The sequence below is a fragment of the Gallaecimonas zhanjiangensis genome, from assembly GCF_057624825.1.
The window spans coordinates 683,775-708,934 of sequence record NZ_CM172603.1; the positions used below are offsets into that span (position 1 = coordinate 683,775).

General features: G+C 57.3%; 24 protein-coding genes. 20 read left to right on the forward strand and 4 right to left on the reverse strand.

All coding sequences use genetic code 11. From position 1 onward, the window contains the following. Nucleotides 1–11 precede the first annotated feature (11 nt). A complete protein-coding gene (gene rpsT, locus AC22G1_RS03210) occupies nt 12–272 on the reverse strand; it encodes a 30S ribosomal protein S20 (RefSeq protein ID WP_487315493.1) in 261 nt (86 codons plus the stop codon). Nucleotides 273–474: 202 nt separating this feature from the next. On the opposite strand from rpsT, the gene murJ reads away from it, so the two are divergent. From murJ to AC22G1_RS03270, 12 genes are all read left to right on the forward strand, one after another. Next, complete coding sequence (gene murJ, locus AC22G1_RS03215; RefSeq protein WP_487315494.1) at nt 475–2,052, forward strand: murein biosynthesis integral membrane protein MurJ; 1,578 nt, start codon at nt 475–477, stop codon at nt 2,050–2,052. 70 nt (nt 2,053–2,122) lie between these two features. Further along, a complete protein-coding gene (ribF, locus tag AC22G1_RS03220; RefSeq protein WP_487315495.1) occupies nt 2,123–3,067 on the forward strand; it encodes a bifunctional riboflavin kinase/FAD synthetase in 945 nt (314 codons plus the stop codon). Between the two features lie 8 nt (nt 3,068–3,075). Further along, the gene (ileS, locus tag AC22G1_RS03225; protein WP_487315496.1) at nt 3,076–5,919 is read left to right on the forward strand and encodes an isoleucine--tRNA ligase; all 2,844 of its coding nucleotides are present in this window, start codon (nt 3,076–3,078) and stop codon (nt 5,917–5,919) included. Next, nucleotides 5,916–6,395 carry a signal peptidase II gene (lspA, locus tag AC22G1_RS03230; RefSeq protein WP_487315497.1) on the forward strand — a complete coding sequence of 160 codons (480 nt, stop codon included), beginning with the start codon at nt 5,916–5,918 and terminating at the stop codon, nt 6,393–6,395. The genes ileS and lspA overlap by 4 nt, the downstream gene beginning before the upstream one ends. Then, on the forward strand, nt 6,392–6,826 hold the full coding sequence (gene fkpB / locus AC22G1_RS03235) for an FKBP-type peptidyl-prolyl cis-trans isomerase (protein WP_487315498.1): 435 nt from the start codon (nt 6,392–6,394) through the stop codon (nt 6,824–6,826). Before lspA ends, fkpB begins: the two co-directional genes overlap by 4 nt. Continuing rightward, on the forward strand, nt 6,826–7,755 hold the full coding sequence (gene ispH, locus AC22G1_RS03240; protein WP_487315499.1) for a 4-hydroxy-3-methylbut-2-enyl diphosphate reductase: 930 nt from the start codon (nt 6,826–6,828) through the stop codon (nt 7,753–7,755). The genes fkpB and ispH overlap by 1 nt, the downstream gene beginning before the upstream one ends. A 132-nt stretch (nt 7,756–7,887) precedes the next feature. Beyond that, nucleotides 7,888–8,427, forward strand: a complete 540-nt coding sequence (pilV, locus tag AC22G1_RS03245) for a type IV pilus modification protein PilV (RefSeq protein ID WP_170164157.1) — start codon at nt 7,888–7,890, stop codon at nt 8,425–8,427. Continuing rightward, on the forward strand, nt 8,427–9,449 hold the full coding sequence (locus AC22G1_RS03250; RefSeq protein ID WP_487315500.1) for a PilW family protein: 1,023 nt from the start codon (nt 8,427–8,429) through the stop codon (nt 9,447–9,449). Before pilV ends, AC22G1_RS03250 begins: the two co-directional genes overlap by 1 nt. Nucleotides 9,450–9,457: 8 nt before the next feature. Next, nucleotides 9,458–9,916: a PilX N-terminal domain-containing pilus assembly protein gene (locus AC22G1_RS03255; RefSeq protein ID WP_050659823.1), complete on the forward strand. Its 459-nt coding sequence runs from the start codon at nt 9,458–9,460 to the stop codon at nt 9,914–9,916. A gap of 3 nt (nt 9,917–9,919) precedes the next feature. Continuing rightward, nucleotides 9,920–13,426 carry a pilus assembly protein gene (locus AC22G1_RS03260; RefSeq protein WP_487315501.1) on the forward strand — a complete coding sequence of 1,169 codons (3,507 nt, stop codon included), beginning with the start codon at nt 9,920–9,922 and terminating at the stop codon, nt 13,424–13,426. After that, complete coding sequence (locus tag AC22G1_RS03265) at nt 13,426–13,842, forward strand: type IV pilin protein (protein ID WP_487315502.1); 417 nt, start codon at nt 13,426–13,428, stop codon at nt 13,840–13,842. The genes AC22G1_RS03260 and AC22G1_RS03265 overlap by 1 nt, the downstream gene beginning before the upstream one ends. Continuing rightward, nucleotides 13,829–14,119, forward strand: coding sequence for a TapY2 family type IVa secretion system protein (locus AC22G1_RS03270; RefSeq protein ID WP_487315503.1), 291 nt, complete (start codon nt 13,829–13,831; stop codon nt 14,117–14,119). Before AC22G1_RS03265 ends, AC22G1_RS03270 begins: the two co-directional genes overlap by 14 nt. On the opposite strand, the gene AC22G1_RS03275 is transcribed toward AC22G1_RS03270, so the two are convergent. Both AC22G1_RS03275 and AC22G1_RS03280 read right to left on the reverse strand, forming a co-directional pair. Next, nucleotides 14,116–14,616: a GspH/FimT family pseudopilin gene (locus AC22G1_RS03275; protein ID WP_487315504.1), complete on the reverse strand. Its 501-nt coding sequence runs from the start codon at nt 14,614–14,616 to the stop codon at nt 14,116–14,118. The two genes, AC22G1_RS03270 and AC22G1_RS03275, sit on opposite strands and share 4 nt — an antisense overlap. A gap of 94 nt (nt 14,617–14,710) precedes the next feature. After that, nucleotides 14,711–15,085 carry a type IV pilin protein gene (locus AC22G1_RS03280; RefSeq protein ID WP_050659818.1) on the reverse strand — a complete coding sequence of 125 codons (375 nt, stop codon included), beginning with the start codon at nt 15,083–15,085 and terminating at the stop codon, nt 14,711–14,713. 67 nt (nt 15,086–15,152) lie between these two features. On the opposite strand from AC22G1_RS03280, the gene AC22G1_RS03285 reads away from it, so the two are divergent. From AC22G1_RS03285 to glnB, 5 genes are all read left to right on the forward strand, one after another. Next, on the forward strand, nt 15,153–15,725 hold the full coding sequence (locus AC22G1_RS03285) for a GspH/FimT family pseudopilin (RefSeq protein ID WP_487315505.1): 573 nt from the start codon (nt 15,153–15,155) through the stop codon (nt 15,723–15,725). Continuing rightward, nucleotides 15,716–16,357, forward strand: coding sequence for a prepilin-type N-terminal cleavage/methylation domain-containing protein (locus AC22G1_RS03290; protein ID WP_487315506.1), 642 nt, complete (start codon nt 15,716–15,718; stop codon nt 16,355–16,357). The genes AC22G1_RS03285 and AC22G1_RS03290 overlap by 10 nt, the downstream gene beginning before the upstream one ends. Further along, nucleotides 16,344–17,471, forward strand: a complete 1,128-nt coding sequence (locus AC22G1_RS03295) for a pilus assembly PilX family protein (protein ID WP_487315507.1) — start codon at nt 16,344–16,346, stop codon at nt 17,469–17,471. The genes AC22G1_RS03290 and AC22G1_RS03295 overlap by 14 nt, the downstream gene beginning before the upstream one ends. Beyond that, the gene (locus tag AC22G1_RS03300; protein WP_487315508.1) at nt 17,468–19,507 is read left to right on the forward strand and encodes a prepilin-type N-terminal cleavage/methylation domain-containing protein; all 2,040 of its coding nucleotides are present in this window, start codon (nt 17,468–17,470) and stop codon (nt 19,505–19,507) included. The genes AC22G1_RS03295 and AC22G1_RS03300 overlap by 4 nt, the downstream gene beginning before the upstream one ends. 64 nt (nt 19,508–19,571) lie before the next feature. After that, nucleotides 19,572–19,910 (forward strand): nitrogen regulatory protein P-II, encoded by a 339-nt coding sequence (glnB, locus tag AC22G1_RS03305; RefSeq protein WP_050659813.1) that lies wholly within the window; start codon nt 19,572–19,574, stop codon nt 19,908–19,910. A gap of 26 nt (nt 19,911–19,936) precedes the next feature. Here the strand turns inward: glnB and bamD are convergent, their stop codons facing one another. Further along, a complete protein-coding gene (bamD, locus tag AC22G1_RS03310) occupies nt 19,937–20,701 on the reverse strand; it encodes an outer membrane protein assembly factor BamD (protein ID WP_487315509.1) in 765 nt (254 codons plus the stop codon). Between the two features lie 128 nt (nt 20,702–20,829). Here bamD and rluD point away from each other — a divergent pair, with 128 nt between their 5' ends. Genes rluD through clpB form a run of 3 tightly spaced genes read left to right on the forward strand, consistent with a single transcriptional unit; the run spans nt 20,830 to nt 25,143 of the window. Then, a complete protein-coding gene (gene rluD / locus AC22G1_RS03315; RefSeq protein ID WP_050659812.1) occupies nt 20,830–21,795 on the forward strand; it encodes a 23S rRNA pseudouridine(1911/1915/1917) synthase RluD in 966 nt (321 codons plus the stop codon). After that, nucleotides 21,785–22,513 carry a peptidoglycan editing factor PgeF gene (pgeF, locus tag AC22G1_RS03320; protein ID WP_487315510.1) on the forward strand — a complete coding sequence of 243 codons (729 nt, stop codon included), beginning with the start codon at nt 21,785–21,787 and terminating at the stop codon, nt 22,511–22,513. The genes rluD and pgeF overlap by 11 nt, the downstream gene beginning before the upstream one ends. Before the next feature lie 59 nt (nt 22,514–22,572). Further along, complete coding sequence (clpB, locus tag AC22G1_RS03325) at nt 22,573–25,143, forward strand: ATP-dependent chaperone ClpB (protein WP_487315511.1); 2,571 nt, start codon at nt 22,573–22,575, stop codon at nt 25,141–25,143. Nucleotides 25,144–25,160: the final 17 nt, after the last annotated feature.

Consider the following 25,160-nt stretch of genomic DNA (forward strand, 5'->3'; position numbering starts at 1 on the left):
GTAAGCTGACCTTACAGGGCGTTGATCTGCGCGTTCAGGCGAGCCTTGTGGCGAGCCGCAGCGTTTTTGTGGATCAGGCCTTTGGTTGCCATACGATCGATGATCGGCTGGGCAGTGGTGAAAGCTTCTTGAGCAACAGCTTTGTCGCCGGTGGCAATAGCGGCACGTACTTTCTTAACGAAGGTGCGCAGCATGGAACGGCGGCTGGCGTTGTGCTGACGACGCTTCTCAGCCTGGATCGCGCGCTTCTTCGCAGACTTGATGTTAGCCAAGGTCTAACTCCTAAAATCGGTAGGTCCAATAATAAAAAGGCCACGGAATATGCCCGTTTTAAGCACCATTGTCAAACGGATCGCACAATTTTTGTGCCGCCGTTCATCGTTGGCAACCGTGACCATACAGCGATAAGATGGCGCGCATTCTAGCAGAATTCCAGCGCCCGCCTACAGGCATTTTTGTCGATGGGAACACCCTTTGAGCCGTAAATTATTAAAAGCCAGTGCCCTGGTCAGTTTTATGACCCTGATTTCCCGCATTTTGGGCCTGCTGCGCGACGTGGTTATCGCCAATCTGTTGGGGGCCGGTAACGCCGCTGACGTCTACTTTTTCGCCCAGAAGATCCCCAACTTCTTGCGCCGCCTCTTTGCCGAAGGCGCTTTTTCCCAGGCCTTTGTGCCGGTTCTGGCCGATGTGCAGCAAAACCAGGGCGAAGATGCCATGCGCCAGTTGGTGGCCAAGGTATCGGGCACCTTGGGCCTTATCATTACGGTGGTGACGGTGCTGGGCATTGTCGGCTCGCCGGTGGTGACCATGCTGTTCGGTACCGGCTGGTTCGTGGCCTGGCTGCACGGCGAGGCGGACGGCGCCAAGTTCGAGCTGGCCTCGGTGATGCTCAAAATCACCTTTCCTTATTTGTGGTTTATCAGCCTCACCGCACTGGCCGGGGCCGTGCTCAACACCCTGGGCCGGTTTGCGGTGGCCGCTTTTACCCCGGTATTTTTGAATGTGGCCATTATCGGCTGCGCCATCTGGCTGTCGCCAAAACTGGCTCAGCCGGAGATTGGCCTTGCTTGGGGGGTGTTCCTGGGCGGGGTGATCCAACTGCTGTTTCAAATACCCTTCATGCTCAAAACCGGTTTTCTGGTGCGCCCGCGCTGGGCCTGGCATGACGAAGGGGTTACCCGCATTCGCAAATTGATGGTGCCAGCCCTGTTCGGGGTGTCGGTGAGCCAAATCAACCTGCTGCTCGATACCTTTATTGCGTCCTGGTTGGTGGGGGGCTCCATCTCCTGGCTTTATTACTCGGACCGGTTGCTGGAATTTCCGCTGGGCATTTTCGGCATCGCCATTGCCACCGTTATCCTGCCGACCCTGTCGCGCCGCCACGCCGATAAGGAATCCGACGCCTTTGCCCACACCATGGACTGGGGAGTGCGGATGGTGCTGCTGCTGGGCATGCCGGCGGCGGCGGGGATCATGGTGCTGTCGGCTCCCTTGCTGATGGTGTTGTTCCTGCACGGGGCCTTTGACGTGAACGCTGCCATGGGCGCCTCCATGGCGCTGTGGGCCTACGGCTCGGGGTTGGTGGCGTTTATGCTGATTAAAATCCTGGCGCCGGGCTTTTACGCCAAGCACGACACCAAAACCCCAGTGCGTATCGGCATCATCGCCATGGTCTGCAATATGGTGTTCAACATCATCCTGGCGACCTTGCTGGGAGATAAGCTCGGCTACATCGGTCTGGCCGCTGCCACTTCCATGTCGGCGTTTTTGAACGCGGGGCTGTTGGCCAGAGGGCTTTGGAAGCGCAATGTCTATCGTCCCGGGCGCTTGACCTGGCTGACCCTGGGCCGCATTGTGGCGGCAACGGCCGCCATGGTGGCGGTGCTGTGGTACTTCAATCCCGACCCGCTGTCCTGGAAGCAGCTGAGCCTGGCCGAGCGGCCATTGTGGCTGGTGGGTTTGATTGCTGGCGGCGCTGCAACCTACGTGGTGGTCTTGCTGTTGACAGGTTTTCGGCCAAGGCATCTCAAGGCGGGCAGCCAGTTCTAACCAGGACGGGTGATCCACCGGGGGCACTTGGGTATAATCGGGCGATTTCTCAGGCAAGCTGGCAGTATTCATGGAGCTTATTCGCGGACTTTATAACGTCCGGCCCCAGCACCGGGGCTGTGTGCTGACCATCGGCAACTTCGATGGCGTGCATCTCGGCCACCAAGCGGTGCTGAAAAAACTCATTGATAAAGCTCGTGAATTGTCGCTGCCGGCCACCTTGATGCTGTTCGAACCCCAGCCCTTGGAGCTGTTTTTAGGCGACAAGGCCCCGGCCCGGTTATCGCGGTTGCGTGACAAGCTGGCCGCCCTTGAACGGCTGGGGATGGACAGGGTCATTGTCGAGCCCTTTACCTCGCATTTTGCCAGCCTTGAACCCCAGGCTTTTATCCAGCAACAGTTGGTTGAGCGGTTGGGGGTGCAATTTTTGGTGGTGGGGGACGATTTTCGCTTTGGCCACGGCCGCAAAGGCGATTTTGCCATGCTGGAGGCCGCTGCCGCCCAGCACGGTTTTACCGTGACCAACACCGACAGCTTTTGCCTGGTGGATGACAGGGTTTCCAGCACCCGTATCCGCGAAGCCTTGCAAGACAGTCGCCTGGCGGATGCCGAAACCATGCTGGGCCGGCCCTACAGTATCAGTGGCCGTGTCCATCACGGCGCCAAGATGGGCCGCACCATTGGTTTTCCCACCGTCAACCTGCCATTGAAACGCAAGGTCAGCCCGGTTAAGGGCGTCTTTGCGGTAGACGTGCTGGGCGCCGACGACAGCGCCTGGCCGGGCATCGCCAATATTGGCGTCAAGCCCACCGTTAATGGCAAAGTACCGACCTTGGAAGTCCACCTGCTGGATTTTGACGGCGACCTTTACGGTAGCCAGCTGGAAGTGGTACTGAGAAAAAAACTGCGTGACGAGCAGCGTTTTGCATCCTTGGATGCGCTGCGCGACCAAATCGAAAAGGACGAGCAGGGCGCTCGTGTCTTTTTTGCCAATCGTAAGCAATCTCTTGAGTGAACCCGACCATGGATTATAAAGCCACCCTTAACTTGCCGGACACGGCCTTCCCCATGCGCGGCAACCTTGCCAAGCGCGAGCCTGAAATGCTGCAAAACTGGGAGGCTGCTGGCATTTATAAGGCGATCCGTGAGGCGCGTGCCGGGCGCAGCCAGTTCATCCTTCACGATGGCCCTCCCTATGCCAACGGTGACATTCACCTGGGCCACTCGGTAAACAAAATTCTCAAGGACATCATCGTCAAGTCCAAAACTTTGGCTGGCTTTGATGCCCCTTATGTGCCGGGTTGGGACTGCCACGGCCTGCCCATCGAACACAAAATCGAAACCCTGCACGGAAAACAGCTGGGCGGTGAGAAAACCCGCGAGCTGTCCCGCGCCTATGCCGCCGAGCAGGTCAAAGGCCAGATGGCCGGCTTTAAACGCCTGGGCGTGTTTGGCGATTGGGACAATCCCTACCTGACCATGAACTTTGCCAACGAAGCCGGCGAAATCCGCGCCCTGGCCAAGATTGTCGAAGCCGGTTTCGTGTTCAAGGGCCTCAAACCCGTCAACTGGTGCTTTGACTGTGGCTCGGCCCTCGCCGAAGCCGAAGTGGAATACCAGGACAAAAAATCCGACGCCATCGACGTGGCCTTCCCGGTCGATGACAGCGCCAAGCTGGCTGCCGCCTTTGGTCTTGAGCGCCTTGATAAGCCAGCGGCGGTGGTTATCTGGACCACCACCCCCTGGACCATCCCGGCCAACCAGGCCCTTAACGTCCACCCCGAGCACCAGTACGCTCTGGTGGATACCGGCGAGCGCATCCTGCTGCTGGCCGCCGAGCTGGCTGAAGATTGCCTCAAGCGCTTTGGCCTCGAGGGCACAGTGCTGGCCACCACCGAAGGTGAAAAGCTCGACCACATCGCCTTTCGCCACCCGCTCTATGGCACGGACGATTTCTACAGCCGCCTGTCGCCCATTTTCCTCGCCGATTACGTGGAAATGGACGCCGGTACCGGTATCGTCCACTCCGCCCCTGCCTACGGCGAAGACGATTTCCGCAGCTGCAAAAATCAGGGCATGACCAACGACGATATCCTGAGCCCGGTGCAGGGTGATGGCCTGTACGTTGACGACCTGCCGTTCTTTGGCGGCCTGAAGATCTGGGATGCCAACCCCAAGATCGTCGAGAAGCTCAAAGAGTCCGGCAACCTGCTGGACCACAAACGCATCACCCACAGCTACATGCACTGCTGGCGCCACAAGACCCCGGTTATCTACCGTGCCACCGCCCAGTGGTTCATCGGTATGGATATCCAAGGCGGCGACGGCAAGACCCTGCGCGAAACCGCCCTGGCTGCCATCGAAGACACCCAATTTGTACCGGCCTGGGGCAAACCGCGCCTGCACAACATGATTGCCGGCCGCCCGGACTGGTGTATCTCGCGCCAGCGCAACTGGGGCGTGCCCATTCCGTTCTTCTTGCACAAAGCCAGCGGCGAGCTGCACCCCAACACCCTGGGGCTGATGGAAGACGTGGCCAAACTGGTGGAAGAGCAGGGCATTGAAGCCTGGTTCCAACTGGACCCCAAAACCCTGCTGGGGGATGAGGCCGACCAGTACGAGAAAATTTCCGACACCCTGGACGTGTGGTTTGACTCCGGCACCACCCACTGGCACGTGCTGCGCGGCTCCCACCCCATGGGCCACCAAACCGGCCCTATCGCCGACCTGTACCTGGAAGGCTCTGACCAGCACCGTGGCTGGTTCCACTCTTCCTTGCTGACCGGCTCCGCCATCGACGGCCACGCGCCTTATAAAGCGCTGCTGACCCATGGCTTTACCGTGGATGCCCAGGGCCGCAAGATGTCTAAATCCCTGGGTAACGTGGTTGCGCCCCAGAAGGTGATGGATACCCTGGGCGCCGACATCCTGCGCCTGTGGGTGGCTTCCACCAACTACAGCGCTGAGATGACCGTCTCTGACGAAATCCTCAAGCGCGCCGCCGATGCCTATCGCCGCATCCGCAACACCGGCCGCTTCCTGCTGGCCAACATGAGCGGCTTTAACCCCGAGACCGACTTGGTGGCGTTGGACGACATGGTGGCCCTGGACCGCTGGATGGTCAGCCGCGCTGCCAAGGTGCAAGCAGAGATCACCCAGGCTTACAACGACTACCAGTTCCACCTGGTGTATCAAAAGCTGATGCACTTTTGCTCCATTGAGCTGGGCAGCTTCTACCTGGATGTCATCAAAGACCGCCAGTACACCGCCAAGAGCGACTCCAATGCGCGGCGCAGCTGTCAAAGCGCGCTGTACCTCATCTGCGAGGCGCTGGTGCGCTGGATGGCGCCGGTACTGAGCTTTACCGCCCAGGAGATCTGGGAAGCCATGCCCGGCAAGCGCGGCCAATACGTGTTTACCGCCGAATGGTTTGACGGCCTGGCCGGTGTGGATGACGTTGCCAAACTGGGCGACGAGTTCTGGCTTGAGCTGCTGACCGTGCGTGACGAAGTGAACAAAGCCCTGGAGCTGGCCCGTAAAGACGGCCTTATCGGTGGCCCGCTGGATGCCAGTGTTACCCTTTATTGCGCCAACGAGCTTAAAGAGCGCCTGGCGGCCCTGGGTGACGAGCTGCGTTTTGCGCTGCTTACCTCCGGCGCCAAACTGGACACCGGCAGCAACGATGCTGCCTGGCAAAGCACTGAGCTGGCCGGTTTTGCGGTGCTGGTGGAAAAAGCCGAAGGCGAAAAATGCGAGCGCTGCTGGCACTACCGCCTGGATGTGGGCCAAAACCCCGCCCACCCCACCATCTGCCTGCGCTGCGTCAGCAACGTGGACGGTGAAGGCGAGGAGCGTCACTTCGTATGATGTCCAGTGGCCTTCGTTGGCTGTGGTTGACGGTGGTGGTTATCGCCGTTGATCTCGCCACCAAATACGCGGTGCTGGCCAACTTTGCGCTCTATGAGCGCAAAGTCATGACCGGCTTTTTCAACCTGGTATATGTGCGTAACTACGGCGCCGCCTTCTCGTTTTTGAGCGATGCCGGCGGCTGGCAGCGTTGGTTCTTTACCGGCCTTGCCATTGCCATCTGTGTGGCACTGCTGGTGTGGATGCGCCGCCTGCCGGCCAAGGACTTCCTGCAGGCCGGCGGCAGCGCGCTCATTATCGGCGGAGCCCTGGGCAACCTGTACGACCGCATGGTGCACGGTTTTGTGGTGGATTTTCTCGACTTCCACCTGGGCCAATGGAGCTGGCCGGCGTTTAACGTAGCGGATTCTGCTATTTGTGTCGGTGCCATATTGCTGGTACTGGCCTCTTTCAAAAAAGACGACAAGGCAAAATGAGCAATTCCATCACCGCAAGCAGTGAAGTGATCATGCACTTCACCATCAAGCTCAGCGACGGCAGCGCCGCCGATAGCACCAAAATGAGCGGCAAGCCCGCCAAATTCCGTATGGGTGACGGCAGCCTGACCGAGAATTTCGAGACCTGCCTGCTGGGCCTGACCGCCGGCGAGCAAAAAAGCTTTGTGCTGGAACCCAAAGATGCCTTTGGCGAACCGAACCCGGACAACATCTATCATGTGGACCGGACCAAGTTTGCCGACGAGGTGCCGGAAGAGGGCGCTGTGATGCTGTTCGAACAGCCCAATGGCGCCGAGATCCCTGGCATCATCCGCGCCGTGGCCGGCGATTCGGTCACCGTCGATTTCAACCACCCCCTGGCAGGCCAAACCCTGACCTTTGAGGTGGAGATCCTGGAGGTTAACCCCTGATGCAAGTGCTCCTCGCCAACCCCCGTGGTTTTTGTGCCGGGGTAGATCGCGCCATCAGTATTGTTGAGCGGGCGCTGGAACTGTTCGGTGCGCCCATCTACGTGCGCCATGAAGTGGTACACAACAAATACGTGGTGGGGAGCCTTCGCGACCGCGGCGCCGTGTTTGTGGACGAGCTGGTTGAGGTGCCGGATGACGCCATCGTTATCTTCAGTGCCCACGGCGTATCCCAGGCGGTACGTGACGAAGCCAAAGGCCGTGGCTTGCGGGTGTTCGATGCCACTTGCCCGCTGGTAACCAAGGTACATATGGAAGTGGCCCGTGCCTCCAAAAAAGGCATGGAGACCATTCTGATTGGCCACGCCGGCCACCCGGAAGTGGAAGGCACCATGGGCCAGTACCACAGCCCGGATGGGGGGATCTACCTGGTGGAATCCCCCGCCGATGTGGCCACCCTGGCGGTAAAAGATCCGGCAAACCTGTGCTTTGTCACCCAGACCACCTTGTCGGTTGACGACACCTCTGACGTGATTGATGCGCTGCGTTCACGCTGGCCTGAAATTGAAGGCCCCCGTAAGGACGATATCTGTTATGCCACCCAAAACCGCCAGGATGCGGTGCGGGCCCTGGCGCATCAGGCCGAGGTGGTGCTGGTGGTGGGCGCCAAGAACTCCTCTAACTCCAATCGCCTGCGTGAACTGGCCGAGAAGGTAGGTGCTCGCGCTTACCTTATCGACACCGCTCAGGATATCGAGCAGTCCTGGCTGGAGAACGTTAACGCGGTTGGGGTAACGGCAGGCGCGTCAGCGCCGGAGATCCTGGTGCAGCAGGTTATTGAAAAGCTGAAAAGCTGGGGCGGCGCCGATGTGGTGGAAACCCAGGGCCGGGAAGAGAACATCGTCTTTGCGGTACCGGCCGAATTGCGCTGAACTAGGCATTATAATTTAGCATTATTGAGATGTCGCCTTTATGGCGACATTTTTTTGCCTGAATGTTAAAGCGCTGGTAAATTAGCCGTCGCACATAAAAAAACATAAACCTTGCTTGCTAGGAGAAAGACAGTGTTTGAGGGAACCTGTCGTCAACGCTCCAAGGGTTTTTCACTGCTGGAAGTGCTGGTTGCACTGGTTGTATTGAGTTTCGGCATTCTTGGTGCCGTGGCCATGCAACTGGCGGCCAAGCGCGGCAGCTTTGGCGCCCTTGAACGCACCCAGGCCATGAACCTGGCTAACGACTATATCGAGCGCGCGCGCAGCAATCCGCTCACCATAGCCGCTTACGCCGGTACCATGGGCTATCAGCAGAATATTGCCACCTCTTCCGGCTGCAGCCGGGCATCCACCTGCGACAGCGCCGCCCTGGCCGTTTGGGACAAATACCAATGGCACCGCGAATTGCTGGGGGGCAGCACCACCGAAGGCGGCAACAACCTTCCCCTTTTGCAAAGTGCCGTGGGCTGCGTGGCGGTCGCCAACAACATGATCACCGTGACGCTGTCCTGGCAAGGTACAGAAGCCTCAACCGACGGCGCCATTGATAACACCTGCGGCACGGCCTCTACCCGGCGTCGCCAGGTACAAGTGACGAGCGTGGTGTGGTGATGAAGCAGCGCGGTTTTTCTCTTATCGAATTGATGATCGCCATGACCCTGGGCCTGGTGATGGCAGCAGCCATCTCGGCGGTGTTCGTGGCATCAAAAAGAGGCGTACGCTCCACCGAGCAGGTGGGGGAGCTACAGGAAAACGCCAGTTTTGCCCTGCGCCTTATCAGCGAAGATTTGCGCCAGGCCAACATGCTGGGGCCGATGACCGGCACCCCGCTTATTATCAACACCAACACCGAGCTCAACGGCGTTACGGTGCAAGGCGCCAGTGACTGCCTGGGTGGCGGCGTGAACAATGCTTCCTTGCCTCGGGACACGGCCCCTGCCGGCAGCTTTTTGATGCTCTGGGGCGGTATTGCCGCCAATGGCGTGATGACCTGCCTGGGTAGCACTGCCATCAATGGCACTGATATTTTGCAAGTTAAACGCCTGGCCGGGCCCGTGGCCACCGCTGCCACTTGGCAGACCGGCAAGGTATATCTGCTGGCCAACAACAACAACGCCCGTTTCTGGCTGGGTAGCACCGCCGCCGATTTTGTGGCGCCGCCCATTACCAACGGCGAGTATTGGCCGTATCTGCACCACGTCTATTACTTGGCCAATGAGGTGCGTGGCACGACTACGGTGCCGGTGCTTAAAAGGCGCTATCTCAGTGCCAGTGCCAGCGACTGCTCGCCGGGCGTGGCACCTTGCATGGCCGATGAAACCCTGGTTGAAGGGGTAGAGCGTTTCCACATCCTCTATGGCATCGACACCGATGACGATGCCATGCCCAACTTCTACGCCAGCGCTGACAACGTGACCGACGCCGACTGGATAGGCTCTGATGGCCAACGAGTGGTCTCGGCGCGCATTTATGTGCTGGTGCGTACCGTGCGCGAGGACAGCAACTACACCTCGGCAGTCAGTTACACCCTTGGCGATCAAGCCGCTTATACCCCGGGCGATCATTTCCGGCGGCTGCTGTTGCAGACCACGGTAACCTTGCCTAACCCTCAGTACCTGCAAGTCGGTCTATAGAGGTGCCTATGCGAAACCAGCAATCCGGTTTGGTACTTTTTGTCGCGCTGATCTTCTTGTTGATCATCACCATTCTCGGGGTGGCGCTGCTGTCTAACAGCGCCATGGATGCCAAGATGGCCGGGGCTGTCAGTGACAGAACCGACGCCTTGCAAGCCGGCAACGGTGTGTTGGGGGACGTAATGAAAAACGCCAACACCTCCAGGGCCTTCTTACAAGACTTAACGGCCTACCCGCACCAGGTTGATACCAGTTTGACCGACAGCAGCGGCAACGCTCGCCAGGCTACGGTCGAGTTCAAGCAAGAGTCCAGCTGCCCCCGCAGCCGAAACGGTAGCAGCTCCGATGTCTTTATCTGCCGCCACTTTACTGACTCGGCCGACATTACCTTTGGGCGCCACCAGTTAGGGCAGCTCGAAGTGGTAAACGGTGTTTCGCAGCCCCTTATCTCTCCCACAGGAAGCTAAAAAATGAAAAAAACATCCTTGCTTGCTGCTTTCCTGTTAACCCTGCTGGCAGCGCCTAAGGCGCCGGCAGAAGATATTGACCTCTACGTACTGCGTAACGGTGGCCAGAGTAATTACCGGCCGCAGTTGTTGATCATCTTCGACAACTCCGGCTCCATGGCTACCCAGCTGGAAAGCGCTTTCGATTCCTATGACCCTGATACCCACTACGATCCGGTAGACTCGGCGCACCAATACCAAGATGACATCATCTACTACCTGCCCAACGGGGAGGTTAGTGACAACCTTGAAGCGCCTGATTTAGCTGACTTTGACGGTAAAAAACGCCGCTTTAATGAAATAGAGAACGGCTGCGCCGCCAGTTTAGAGCCGCTTGCCAAAGAGGGGCGTTACTCAGGGGTGGTCAAGTACATCAAGTACCAGGGCCAATCCGGCCAATGGCTGCCATTGCCGGACAACTCCGGCCTCGGTAATAAGCCGGTGGTGGACTGTCTTGATGACTTCATGAATAACGATGACACCAATGCCGACGGCTATTCCGACGGCTGGCCCCGCTATAACCCCAGCAAAAATGGCAATCCCTACACCAGCAATTACTGGCTCTATGGCAACAACGTGTATGCCGGCGACAGCGATTTTTGGAACTTCTACCGTAACCGCAACGGCTTTACCCTCTTTACTGCCAACTACCTGCGCTATCTGGCACAAATTGAGGCGGGTTGGTTAAGTGGGCCCAAATCGCGGCTGGAAGTGGCCAAAGAGGCGGTTAAAGACATTATCGCCACTGCCCCTGGCGTGAACTTTGGTTTGGTGGTGTTTAACCGCAATACCAGTTCGGATACCTCCGGTGGCCGGGTAGTACAAGCGCTGAAGCAGCGCAGCGACATGAGCGATTTTGACTCCATCGTAGAAGGCCTTGGCGCTGACACCAACACCCCCCTTTGCGAAACCACCTACGAGGTGATGCGCTACTTAAGTGGCCAAAGCGTCATTTATGGTAAGGATGGTGGCACCATGACGCCAAGGCGCGATACCACAGCAGAAAATGGCGCTGGCGTGTATTTATCGCCCTTTGGCAGCTGCCAGGAAAAAATTTATGTGGTGATGATAACCGACGGTGAGCCCACCTCGGATTCTGACGCCAACTATGCGGTCAGCCACCTTGAGAACATTGGCAGCTCTTATACGGCGAACCGCACTACCACTTGGTTGCCGGCCTTGGCTGGCTGGATGCATGACAACGACCTCAACAGCTCCCTTGCCGGTAAGCAGAGCGTCGATTTTTATACCATCGGTTTTGCCCTGGATGACGGTGACGATGCCGAGCCGATTCTGACCGAAGCGGCGGCCAGAGGCGGTGGTGAGTATTTCTCTGCCAAGAAGGCGTCCGAGCTTAGCGGCGCGTTGCAAAAGGTGGTGGCAGAGGTGTCGACCAAATCGGCCGCCTTTACCTCGCCTTCTATTGCGGCCAACAACTTTGACCGTACCCGTTCCCTCGATTCGGTGTATTACGCCATGTTCCTGCCGTCAGCAGGCCCCCATTGGCTGGGTAACATCAAGAAATTGCATGTAACCAACGATGACGACATCGAGGACGTGAATGGTCTGTCTGCCATCACTGCATCGGGTGATATCGACGAGAGCGCAACTACCTATTGGAGCTCCGATAAGGACGGTAATAAAACCGAATCGGGCGGTATCAACGAGCAATTGGTTGCCCAGGCCGCAAATGGGGACCGCCACTTGCTGACCAATGGCAGTAGCGGCCTGGTGGCCTTGACCAAGAGTAACCTGCAAAACATTGCCGGCGGTGAAAGTGAGCTGGCGGCGGTGATGGATACCAGCGCCGATAACATTCAGAGCACCCTCGACTGGCTTTACGGCTATGACGTGGACGATGACAACGGCAATGGCAGTACCACCGATATCCGTAACGTGATCCTGGGTGACCCGCTGCACTCCAAACCGCTGGCCATTAACTATGGCGGTGCCAACAACACCAGCGATGTTCGCCTGCTGGTGGGTACCAACCAAGGGGCGGTTCACATGTTCAAGGATGAAGGCGACACCGCCAGTGAAAGCTGGGCCTTCTTCCCTTATCAAGAACTCTCCAAAGCCTATGCGCTGCGTGTAAACAGCGAAGACACCGGCAAGATTTACTCCATGGACGGTTCACCTTCTGCCTATGTCTACGACAAAGACGACGACGGCGTTATCGAACCGGCTGATGGCGACAAGGTCTGGGCCTATATCGGCCAGCGCCGTGGCGGTAATGCTTACTACGGATTGGATATCAGCACCCCTGACAGCCCTTCGCTGCTGTGGCGTATTGATAACCAGACTCCGGGTTTTGGCGAGTTGGGCGACACTTGGTCAACCCCGGTTATTACCAAAATCCCAGGGCATACTGGCCCGGTGGTCATAGTGGGTGCAGGTTACGATTCGGTGAGCGACAGCGGTGACCCAACTACCGCCACCAAGGGCCGTGGCATCTACATTATTGATGCCCAAACCGGCGCCCTGGTGTGGAGCGCAACCCCGGCCGATACCAGTGGCACTAACCTGCACGTGGCGTTCCCGGCCTCCATTCCCAATAAAATTGCCACCCTCGACAGCGATGGCGACGGTCTGGTAGACCGCCTCTATGCCAGCGACGTAGCCGGTAATGTCTGGCGTGTGGATATGCCTTCGGCCTCGCCCTTTAGCACCAGTAAACCCTGGACGGTATACAAATTTGCCAGCCTGGGTGGTAGCGGCAGCACCGATAGGCGCCTTTATCAGGCGCCCACCATAGTGCAAACCCAATACACCCAGACGGTGACCACCAGTTACACCGATGGCGAAGGCCAGGAGCAGCAAGTGGTGACAACCCAGGTGCTGCCTTACGATGCGGTGGTTATCGGTACGGGTAAAAGGCCCGACCCTATGGGTACCGATGTAACCGACGAGCTGTTTGCGCTTCGTGACACCAATATCGTGACCCGCTCGGTAACGACCAGTAACACCCCGACGGCACTGACCATCAGTAATCTCTATGACATGTCCAACCAGCCTTTTAGCAGTAACTTGAGCGACACCGAGTTGCAGACCCAAGAACTGGCCCTGGGCAACGCTGATGGTTGGTATCTGACCTTGAGCCATACCGGTGAGAAGTCACTGTCGACCCCCATCGTGGTTAATGGCGTGGCGTACTTTACTACCTATACGCCGCCTGCGTCGGTGACCGACAGTTCTGAGAGCTGTCTTGCCGAAGGCATGGGCCGCTTGTATGCACTTGATCTGCACCACGCCTTTAACGCCTACAACTGGGGCGTGGTGGAGATACCAGGCAAGCTGCCCGATACCCCGGTTATCCACGCCGGTGAAAATGCCAACGGCGACAGTGTTATCCGCATCTTCGGTATCGGGCGGGTAGACACCGGCGATGGGAGTGGTGAAACCAAACCGACCCTGCCGGTTAACATGTCCATGGACGCCGACCGGATCTATTACTACGTGGGTGAGAAGTGATGAGCAGCAGGGCAAAAGGCTTCACCCTGATCGAGTTGATGGTGGCGGTGGTGGTGGTGGGGATCATCTCGGCCATCGCTTATCCCAGTTATATCAATTACCTGGCCAAGTCGCGCCGCGCCGAGGCTCAGACCGAGCTGATGCGCTTGGCCAGCTTGGAAGAGCAGTACCGCATCGATCATCGTACCTATGTCAGCGATCTCACCAAGCTTGGTGCCAGCGGCAGCACCTACACCGTGGCCAAAGGGGCTTTTACCATTTCTGCCAATGGCGCCACCGACAGCTTGACCCTGACCGCGACGGCCTCTTCTGACCAATCCGGGAAAGACCCTGATTGCGCCGTGATGACCGTCGATGAAACCGGTAAGAAAGCGGCCAAGAACAGCAGCAATGGAGGTTCAAATGGGTGTTGGTAAATGGGCGTTGTTGCTGGTGGCGGGGCTGGCGGGTTCTGCCCAGGCGGAACAGAACGTCGAGTACAAATGTTTTGTCGAGCTAAATGGCAAAACCCCTTTTGTGGCTCACTTTGTACTCAGCAAAACCAAGGCCAAGTCCCTGGCCTTTTCGTTGCCCTACACCAAGCTTCATATGGCTGGCTCACCCACGGTGAGCAAAGTGCACGAATGCGTTGAAGCCAGCCAAAGCTTTTCTTCCAATGCGGCACGCAAGCAGGAAAAAGAGCAGGTCTTTTAAGTGCAGGAAATGGGGTTGCCGTTGAGGTCGTCGCGTTTACCGTTGTGGTCGTCGTCCTCGGCAACCCTGCTGCGCCCGGTCTTGGTCACGATAACCCCGTTGTAAAGGCTGCTGTCGTCCCCTTCGCAGATGCGGATGGTACCGGCGTTGGTCGTCAACATGCCATCGGCCCCGAAGCGGATGCTGGTTTGGGCATACACCCGCTGGTAGCTCACCGCTTCCAGTGTCAGCAATACCTCTTCGTCATTGCCCTTGCTGCCATTGCCGTCACTGTCGACAAAGGCGCTCAGCTCACCACTCCAGTTGTTGGAACAGGCGCCATTGACCAGCGGGCAAACAATGACCGGCATCTGGTAGTTAAGGGCGTGGTGGCGGGCTGTGACCAGCATCGATTGCAGTTGGCTGGCGTCGGAACCCAGTTGGTTGTCCCTGAAAAAGCGGCTGAGTGACGGATAACTGATGGTGACCAGAATACCGGCTACCACCAGCGTTACCATCAGCTCGACAAGCGTGAATCCTCTTTCCCTCATGAAGTGCCTCTGATTATCTGTATTGGCAGCTCCATGTTAACAAAAGGTAGCCCTCGCGCGCCTAGTTTTTCCAACAGCTGGCGGGCAGGCGATTGTCGCTTTGGTCGACGGTCAGGGTGGTGCAATTGGTATCTGCCTGCTGGCTGCCCGTGGCCACCGCCTGCAAGGTATATGTGGAAACCCCCACATTGGATACGGTAACGGTGTAGTGCTTGCTGGTCAGGCCGCCTAATTGCGCCAGGGTAGCAAAGGCGTTGTTTTTCACCCGATAGCTTTCCTGAGACAACTGCAATTTGAGTAACTCGCCTTCGATATCGGTGCGATTGGCTTCAAGAACATAACGCTGATAACTGGGGTAGGCGATACCTGCCAAGATGGCCAGAATCGCGATGACGATCATCAATTCCAACAATGTCACACCCAGCATTCTCTTCATCAGTTGTCCCTTAAAGGCTCGTCTATACTCTTGGAAAAAACTATAGGTCACAACCGGGAGACGAGCGGTGAAACACGCTGACAGACAACCGGGATTTACCTTGCTTGAATTGCTTATCACCATTGTGTTGCTAGGGATCCTGGCCAGTATTGCCGTGCCTTCCTTTAAGTCCGTTATTAAACAGCGGCAACTGGCGCAGGCGGCCGAAACCTTGAGAACACAATTGCTGCTGGGTAAAAGTGAGGCGATCCGGCTTAATAAAGATCTGCGCTTTTTCCTGTCGGCACATTCCACCTCCGCCGATGCCCCTTGGTGTGCCGGGGTAACCAGTGTCAGCATCACCGATGGCGATGATTGTGACTGCGCCTTTTTTCTCGGCAATGCGGTCAGCTCTGGCCAATGCACATTGGATGGCAGCACGGCACGGGCTGTACTGCCGCAAGATCTCAAAGGCGTAACAGTCTACGCCAGCCCTTCGGATAACCTTTTTGTGCTCAACGCCCGTAATCGCGGCGCGGAAGCGGGCAACATTTGCGTCGTCGAGGATGACGACGCCAGCCAGGGCCGCTGCATTACCATCTCTTCCTTCGGCAAGATTGCCATCGTCGACAACATCGGGAGCTGCTCCTCATGCCCCTGACTTCAAGAATGCGGCAAACCGGTATGACGCTGGTCGAGCTGATGGTCGCCATGTCCATGGGGCTGGTGGTTATCTTGGCAGCAACCACTTTGTTTTCTGCCACTGTGGGGGCCAGTTCCATCTCGGCGCGGATGACGGTGCTGCGCAGCGATCTCAACATCGTCGCCAACATGATCACCTCCGATCTGCGCCGTGCCGGCTATACCGCCGATGCCACCGATGCCTTTGGGAAAGCGGCCTGCACTAGCGACTACGAAACCAATTGCCCCTTCGCCTTTAAAGCCAGCCGGGACATCACCAGCAGTTGCGTGGTGGCACGGATGGACAGCAATGACAACGGCGCCTTGGACGTCAATAAAGACGAAGTCCGTGGCTATCTCTTTGACAATCAGATGGTGCACTTTGTCACCAGTTGGAACGGTGCGCCGGGGTGCAGTGCCGTCAATACCAAAGAGGCCATGGCCCTGCCTGACGACCTTACGGTGAACGCGCTCACTTTCACTTATCAGTCCGGCGCCACCGGTACCGGTATCCGCTCGGTGCTGGTCTCCATCAGTGGCTACAACGGCAGGACCCCGGAGCTGAAGATGACCATCAGCCAGGAAGTGAGGCTGCGCAATGACGACATCTAATTCCCGCGGCTTTGTGACCTTGACCATCACCCTCATCATCATGGTGATGGCGGTTGGGGTTGCGGTGTTTACGGCCCGCAACAAGGTGACCGAGAACCGCATTCTGCTAAATGAAATTCGCCACGAGCAGGCTTTTGAAGCGGCCGAGAGCGGCCTGGAATACGCCCTTGCCAGGCTTCGTAAAGACGCAACGGTTGGGGCCCTTGGTTTTACCATGACCAACGCCAACGTCTCGGGCGCGCAGACGACCTTCTCGGTAACTTCGGTGGAAGATTCGGTCGCGTTCACCAGCACTTCGGGGGAAAGCGTGATTTACCCCATCGCCCGCCTCACGGCCAGCGGCAGCTCCCAGGACAATTCCACCACCGAGACCCATCTTGAGACGGTGGTCGTTACCCCCATCGTCACCGTAGGGCCAACGTCACCGCTGACAGTAGGGGGCAACATGACAGTTGGCGGCTCTTTTAGCGTGGCTGCCAACCCAAATGGCAGCGGCCGTGGCGTGCCGGTGTCCATTTGGATGAAAGAACCGGTGGATTTAAGCGGCAGCGTTAAAACCTGTGGCCAGCAGGAGTGGAATGGCGGGGATTGCACCTCGGCCATCTATTCCTCCAAGAATAATCCCGGTATCGATATCGTCGATAACGACCCCAGTTTCCCCAGCGATTTGTTTGCCTACGTGTTCGGTTACAGCAGCGCCAATTGGCAGGATGTGAAAAGCGATGCTTCTTACCTCCTGACCAGTTGCAGCAGCCTAACCGGCAGCGAAACCGGGCTTATCGTGGTGGAGGGCGATTGCGATCTTAAAGCCAACATTGGCTCGCAAACCAACCCGGCATTGATACTGGTGGTGGACGGCGACCTGACGCTAAACGCCAACAAAAACTACTACGGGGTAATTTTCAGCTTCCATACCGACCCCAGCGTCAGTACCAGCCTCAAGGCTAACGGTACCGCTGAAATGAACGGTGCCCTGCTTGCCAACCACGATGTGGATATTTCCTCAGGCACCTTTGGGGTCCGCTTTGACGAACTGGCATTGGGCAATGTGAAAACCGGTAGCGCCTTCCAACGGGTTTGGCGCCTGCCCGGCAGTTGGAGAGATTGGCAATGAACGGGCGTAATCGAGGTTTTGGGCTGATAGAAGTGATGGTGGCCATTGCGGTCATTGGTATCGGTGTCACTGGCCTAGTGGTGCTGCAAAAGACCTTCTTGCGCAGTAGCAGTGAAAACATGAACCGCAGTGTGGCCATGGAGCTGGCCAAGTCAAAGCTGGAGGACTTTAGGCGTTTTGACGATGTAGTCTCCGGTACCGCTAACTATGTGGATATTGTCAGCGGCAATGACACCGTGGCTGTTGGCGGCCAAAACTACAGCCGCACCTGGGGTATTACCGACCTTTATTACGACAAAAGCACCAACAGTTGGTCCACGGTAATGCCCAATGGCGCTGTGTCCTCCGACCAAAAACTGGTGGCCATCAATGTCAGTTGGAGTAATGTCGATGGCACGGAGTCGGTAGCCCTTAATTCATCCCTTTCAGCCAGCTCCACAGCGGAGAAAAAACAATCGCTGGACCCAACCCCCAGCTCAGCCGGCCCTCAGGTTGCTTACACCCCTGGGCAAGCGCCTGATGTTATCGCCTTGAACCTTAATACCGCCGGCCAGGGAAACAAGCGAGAAACCAGCAAACCCTTGCCGGAGGTTATCAAACAGGGCAACAGCACCCTGGTCAAATTCGATACCGTGACCTACAAACCCAACAGTACCACGCTGATACGGGAAGACTTTGCCACCATCAACTGTGAGTGTTCCTTACTGGCCAGTACGGCCCAGGTCTACACGCCGTTTCGCTCCAAGCCTGATCTTAATGACGATGGCACTGTTAACGAACATCAGGTGATAGTGGAAGACGGTACGCTGCTGAGCAAAAGCTCCGGCACACCCTCTACCAACAACGCATCCAGCTATTGCACCGTGTGCTGCGCCAACCACTTCGATGCTGCCAGCGGCGGCTACCCGGGGTTTGACCCGGACCGGACCAGCCCCCATTCCCACTACCGTTTTAACAGCACCAGTTACAACACCTTTAACGCGTCCACCTTCAGCGGCTCCAATTTTGCCTTGGCAACCAGTGGTAACTACCTGGAAGCTTGCCGTTTGCTACGGGTCGATGGTTACTACCGTGTTACCCAGGACTGGCGGCTGATTGACTTGGTGATGATGCGTAAAGATTGGTTGGAAAGCGCTGCCAATCAAACGGCTTACCAGACCTATGTGCTGGCCAAGGTTAAGGATTTCATTACCGGCAGCAGCACCGCTGACAGAAATAGCCTGCGAGACACGGTTTCGCCCGACGGGCTGCTTATCAGTGGCTCAGGGGTGACCCAACTGATGGCCCGGGGGATTTATGTGGATTACCTGGACGCCCAGGACATTGCTTACCTGAGCTCAATCATCAACGGCAGTGACAGCGACTGGCCATCCCTGGTGCCATTTTACGACGTGAACCTGACATTGCTGGCGGATTGGAAGATACCCTCTGGGAGCGGATTGTCGGTCACCAATGAAAGCATTCAGTCGGTGGATTCCGACCCCAGCTCCGACTACTACGGTACTTATAGCCGCGGCGCATTAACCGTTGCCAACAGCTCCAGTGGTAGCGTTGCGGTGCGGGCCAGAAAGGGCAACACCGGTATTACCGGCTCCCTGCCAACCGATGAATCCGACGCCACCCAATACCTTGAAGACAGCCTGGTAGTGTCGTTAACCGGCGCTTCCAGTGCTGTCAAAGGCAGCTTGGTGTGCCGGGTGATGAAAAGCTCCGGTAACGCCACGACCGATTGCGACAACAGTATTCCCGAGGCTGCCACCATTGTGGCGGTCAACAGCGCTACCGGCGCGGCGGATCCGGACATTCAATGTTCGGTGGTGAGCGCCGGCGGTAACAACGCCAAGCCTGCATACAGCTGCACCGGTTTTAGTAGTAGTTGGGTGGGCCAGCTTAACTTCAGCTACACCGGCTTTACCTTCAAGCCGACCAGCGTGTCGGTAAACATCGCTACCCAGGCCGATGCCAATGGCATTGTGGCCGGTGGAACCGTTACCATGTGCTCGGCGCAGGTGGTTGCCAATAACAAGTGCAACTGATGTTGTTGCGACCTCTGCTGAGCCGTTATGCTGAGCAAAAGCGATTTAGGTATCGGGTGTATCGATGAAAAAAATTGAAGCCATTATCAAGCCTTTCAAACTGGACGACGTTCGCGAGGCGCTGGCGGAAGTGGGCGTCAATGGCATGACGGTTTGTGAAGTAAAGGGTTTTGGCCGCCAGAAAGGGCATACCGAGCTTTATCGTGGCGCCGAGTACATGGTGGACTTTCTGCCGAAAGTGAAAGTGGAGCTTATTGTGCAAGACGATGAGCTAGAGCGCTGTATCGATGCCATCATGCAGACGGCGCAGACCGGCAAGATCGGTGACGGTAAGATCTTCGTGACCGATGTGGTGCGGGTTATCCGGATCCGAACCGGTGAAGAGAACGAAGAAGCGATATAAAAAAAGCGGCCATCAGGCCGCTTTTTTCATCTTACCAGCGAGTTATTCGGGTAGTTGGCTTTGAGCACCGCCAAGGCGTTTTGCTTAAGCTCGTTGATACCCAGCTCGTCATAGCAATTGACCAGCAGTTCCAAAGCACGTTCCTGAGCCTCGGTGCCTTTGTAGTCATCAACCACGCTTTGCGCGCGGTTGGCGGCAGCTACCCAGGCTTTGCGTTTCACATAGTAACGGGCGACAGCCAGCTCGTAGTTGGCTAGGCGGTTTTTCAAGAACACCATGCGCTGTTTGGCATCGGCCGCGTACTTGGAGTTTGGGAAACGCTTGAGCAGGTTGGAAAAATCTTCAAAAGCCTGGCGCGAGCTGGAAGGGTCCTTATCGGTCCGGTCTACCCACAGCAGTTCTTGGAAGAAGTTGTGGTCCATGGCCATGTGGTTGAGGCCACGCATGTAGTAGGCATAATCCAGATCGGCATGTTGCGGATTGAGCTTGGTAAAGCGGTCAATAACCGAAATGGCCGAGGCGAAGTCGCCCTGCTTGTAGTAGCCATACATCAGGTCAAGCTGCACCTGGTGGGAGTAGGGGCCAAAGGGGTAACGGGAGTCCAGACCCTCAAGCAATTGGATGGCTTTGCTGTAGTTGCCCAATGCCAGCGCTGACTCGGCACCTTCAAAGCTTTGCTGCGGCGAGCTCTGCTTAGCCTTTTCATCTTCGTCTTTGTGGCTGGCGCAACCACTCAGGGCTAGCCCCAGGGTTAACAGCAGGGTGAGGCAGCGTCCTTTTGTCATCATCATTCGTGGTTATTTCCCATACCTTGTCTCAAAGGCACTGTGATGTGTGCCAAAGGGGAGTAAACTATATCTCTTTTGGCGCATTCTAACCCAGTACCCTGTCATGTCACAGGGGCGACAATGAGTCATCTATGCGTGAAGTTATTGAATTAAGTGCTCAGGCCCGGCCCGAGCACCTTGGTCATCGCTTGGATCAGGTTTTGGCCGATTTGTTCCCTGATCATTCCCGGTCAAGGCTAAAAGAATGGATCCTTGCTGGCAATGTCCGTGTTGACAGTCAGGTGATAGACAAGCCCCGGCACAAGTTGCTTGGCTTGGAAGTGATTGATGTTAATGCAGAAGTTGAAGCTGATGAGCGTTTCCAGGCCGAAGCTATCGACCTGAATATCGTCTTTGAAGACGAACACATTTTGGTGATCAATAAACCGGCCGGCCTGGTTGTGCACCCCGGTGCCGGCAATGCCGACGGTACGTTGCTCAACGCCTTGTTGCATCACAGCCCTGAGATTGGTGTGGTGCCTCGGGCCGGTATTGTGCACCGCCTGGATAAAGACACTACCGGTCTGATGGTGGTGGCGAAAACCCTGGCTGCCCAAACCCATCTGGTGGAAAAGCTCCAGGCTCGCGACATCACCCGTGAGTACGAGGCCCTGGCCATCGGTTTGATGACAGCTGGCGGCAGCGTGGACGCCCCCATTGGCCGCCACCCCACCAAGCGTACCCATATGGCGGTAGTGCGAGACGGCAAACCGGCAGTGACCCATTACCGGGTCGCCGAGAAGTTTCGTTTGCATACCCGTTTGCGGTTGCGCCTGGAGTCCGGCCGTACCCACCAAATAAGGGTGCATATGGCCCATATTGGCCATCCGCTGGTGGGAGACCCGCTCTATGGCGGCCGCAGCCGGTTGCTGAAAGGGACCGACCCTGACACCCAGGACAAGCTGCGTCTCTTCCCTCGCCAAGCGCTGCATGCCGCCCGCCTGATGCTCGAGCACCCGATAACTGGCGAGGACATGAGCTGGGAGGCTCCGGTGCCACAAGACATGCTGGGCCTTTACGACCTGCTCCGCGACGACTTGGCAAGCCATGGCAATTAATGCCATCAAAGGCTTCTTCCCTGATGGGGTGGAAGCCTTTTTTACAGACCGCCTGGAAGGGGTCAGCCAAGGGCCTTATGGCGGCTTTAACCTCGGCAGCCATGTAGGGGATGTTCCCTCCCGTGTTGCTTACAACCGCTACATATTGCAGCGAGCCTGCGGTTTTGAGCGCCAACCGCTGTGGCTAAACCAAGTCCACGGCACGGCAGTGCAGCAAGACGCCTATCCGGTACTCGGTTGCGCCGATGCCGCCGTAACCCAAGAGCTGGGTTTGCCGCTTGCCATCATGACCGCCGATTGCCTGCCGGTACTCTTTGCTAGCCGCGATGGCAGCGTGATTGGCGCCGCCCACGCCGGTTGGCGGGGGCTCGCTGGCGGCGTATTGGAAGCCACCGTTGAAAAACTCGCCGCGGCTCCAACAACGCTTTTGGCCTGGCTTGGGCCTTGTATCGGTGCCGGGGCTTTTGAAGTGGGCCCTGAGGTACGCGAGGCTTTTATCCGGCAACACCCTGACGACGGCGCTGCCTTCAAGGCGGGGCGGGGCGACAAATACCTGGCCGACCTGCAGCAACTGGCCGCCAACCGGCTGCAACGTTTGGGCCTAGTCGAGATGGCTCGTGAGCCTGCCTGCACCTTTGACGACGCCGAACATTACTTTTCCTACCGCCGCGAAGCGGTCACCGGGCGAATGGCTTTTGTGATCTGTCGCAAAAGCTGACTTGAAAGTTCGGGGTTAAGCTCCCACATAAAAGGCATCTGATTCACTAGGAGGCCCAGATGCATCCCGAACGTTTTACCAGTAAATTCCAACTGGCCCTGTCCGATGCCCAATCCCTGGCACTGGGTCGCGACAACCAGTTTATCGAACCTGCCCATTTGATGATGGCGCTGCTTAATCAAGACAGCAGCGTGGTCAAACCTTTGTTCAGCCAGAACAAGGTGGATTTCAATCGCTTCCGTTCCGAGCTTGGCCAAGTGCTGGAGAAATTCCCGCAAGTCGAGGGTACAGGCGGCGATGTGCAAGTCTCCCGCGCCCTGGCCAATCTGCTGAACCTTTGTGACAAGCTGGCCCAAAAGCGCAAAGACAAGTTCATCTCTTCCGAGCTTTTTATCCTGGCGGCCCTTGAAGACCAAGGCGAGCTGGGTGAGCTGCTGCGTAAACACAACCTCACCAAACCCAAGGTGGAGCAGTCTATCGAGCTGCTGCGTGGCGGCCAGAAGGTGGACGATCCCAACGCCGAAGACACCCGCCAGGCGCTGGAGCGCTACACCGTTGACCTCACCGAGCGGGCAGAGCAGGGCAAGCTTGACCCCGTCATCGGCCGTGACGAAGAAATTCGCCGCACCATCCAGGTGCTGCAGCGCCGCACCAAGAACAACCCGGTGCTGATCGGCGAGCCCGGTGTGGGTAAAACCGCCATCGTAGAAGGCCTGGCCCAGCGCATCGTCAACGGTGAAGTGCCGGAAGGCCTTAAAAACAAAAGGGTGTTGTCCCTAGACCTTGGGGCGCTGCTGGCCGGCGCCAAATACCGCGGCGAATTCGAAGAGCGTTTAAAAGCGCTGCTCAACGAGCTGGCCAAGGAAGAAGGGCAAATCATCCTCTTTATTGATGAGCTGCATACCATGGTTGGCGCCGGTAAGGCCGATGGCGCCATGGATGCCGGCAACATGCTCAAACCGGCCTTGGCCCGTGGCGAGCTGCATTGTGTGGGCGCCACCACCCTCGACGAATATCGCCAATACATTGAGAAGGACGCCGCTCTTGAGCGCCGCTTCCAAAAAGTGCTGGTGGAAGAACCCAGCGTCGAGGACACCATCGCGATTTTGCGTGGCCTTAAAGAGCGCTACGAAATTCACCACAGCGTCGAGATAACTGACCCGGCTATTGTTGCGGCAGCCACCTTGTCGCACCGGTACATTACCGACCGCCAACTGCCCGACAAGGCCATCGACCTTATCGACGAAGCGGCGTCCAGCATCCGCATGCAAATCGACTCCAAACCGGAGGAGATGGACCGCCTCGAACGGCGGATGATCCAGCTGAAGTTAGAGCGTCAGGCACTGACCAAAGAAACCGATGACGCGTCGAAAAAGCGCCTAGGGTTGCTGGAAGAAGAACTGGCCGAACTCGACACCCGCTTTGAAGAGCTGGACGAAGTCTGGACGGCGGAGAAAGCGGCGCTGTCCGGTACCCAACAAATCAAGGCGCAGCTTGAAGATGCGCGCCAGGAGTTGGAGATCGCCCGCCGCGCCGCCAACTACGAGCGGATGTCCGAGCTTCAGTACGGCCGTATCCCCGAGCTTGAGAAACAGCTGGATTTGGCCAGCGCCGCCGAAATGCAAGAGATGAAGCTACTCAAGCATAAGGTCAGCGATGCCGAGATAGCCGAAGTGGTGTCTCGCTCAACCGGCATTCCGGTGGCCAAGATGCTTGAAGGCGAGCGTGACAAGCTACTGCAGATGGAAGACAACCTGCACAAAAGGGTGGTGGGCCAGGAAGAAGCCGTTAGCGCCGTGGCCAACGCCATTCGCCGTAGCCGCGCCGGCCTTTCCGACCCCAACCGGCCCATCGGTTCTTTCTTATTCCTGGGCCCGACCGGGGTGGGTAAGACCGAGCTTTGTAAAGCGCTGGCAAGCTTCCTCTTTGACACCGACGACGCCATGGTGCGCCTCGACATGTCCGAGTTTATGGAAAAACACGCCGTATCGCGCCTGGTGGGCGCACCTCCGGGGTATGTGGGGTATGAGGAAGGGGGCTATCTCACCGAAGCGGTGCGTCGCCGGCCTTACTCGGTGATATTGCTCGACGAAGTGGAGAAGGCGCATCCGGATGTGTTCAACATCCTCTTGCAGGTGCTGGACGACGGTCGCCTCACCGACAGCCAGGGTCGTACCGTCGATTTTCGCAATACGGTGGTGATCATGACCTCCAACCTGGGGTCGGATCGTATCCAAGAGCATGCCAACGAAGACTACGACGTGATGAAGGCCATGGTCATGGATGTGGTAGGACAGCACTTCAGGCCGGAATTTATCAACCGGATTGATGAAACCGTGGTGTTCCATCCGCTCAGCAACAGCATTATTCGCCAAATCGCGGATATTCAGCTGGCGGGCCTTAAAAAGCGTCTGGCCGAGCGGGACTACCAGTTGTCTTTGACCGAAGGGGCGATGGATCTGTTGGCCGAAGCCGGTTTTGACCCGGTCTTTGGTGCCAGGCCGCTCAAACGGGCTATCCAGAATCGCCTAGAGAATGCCCTGGCCAACCAAATCCTTCGTGGCGCCTTGCTGCCGGGTAAACCGATCAAGGTGGATGTCAGCGAAGGGGAACTGGTGATTACCCAGTAAAGAAAGAAGCCGGCAAT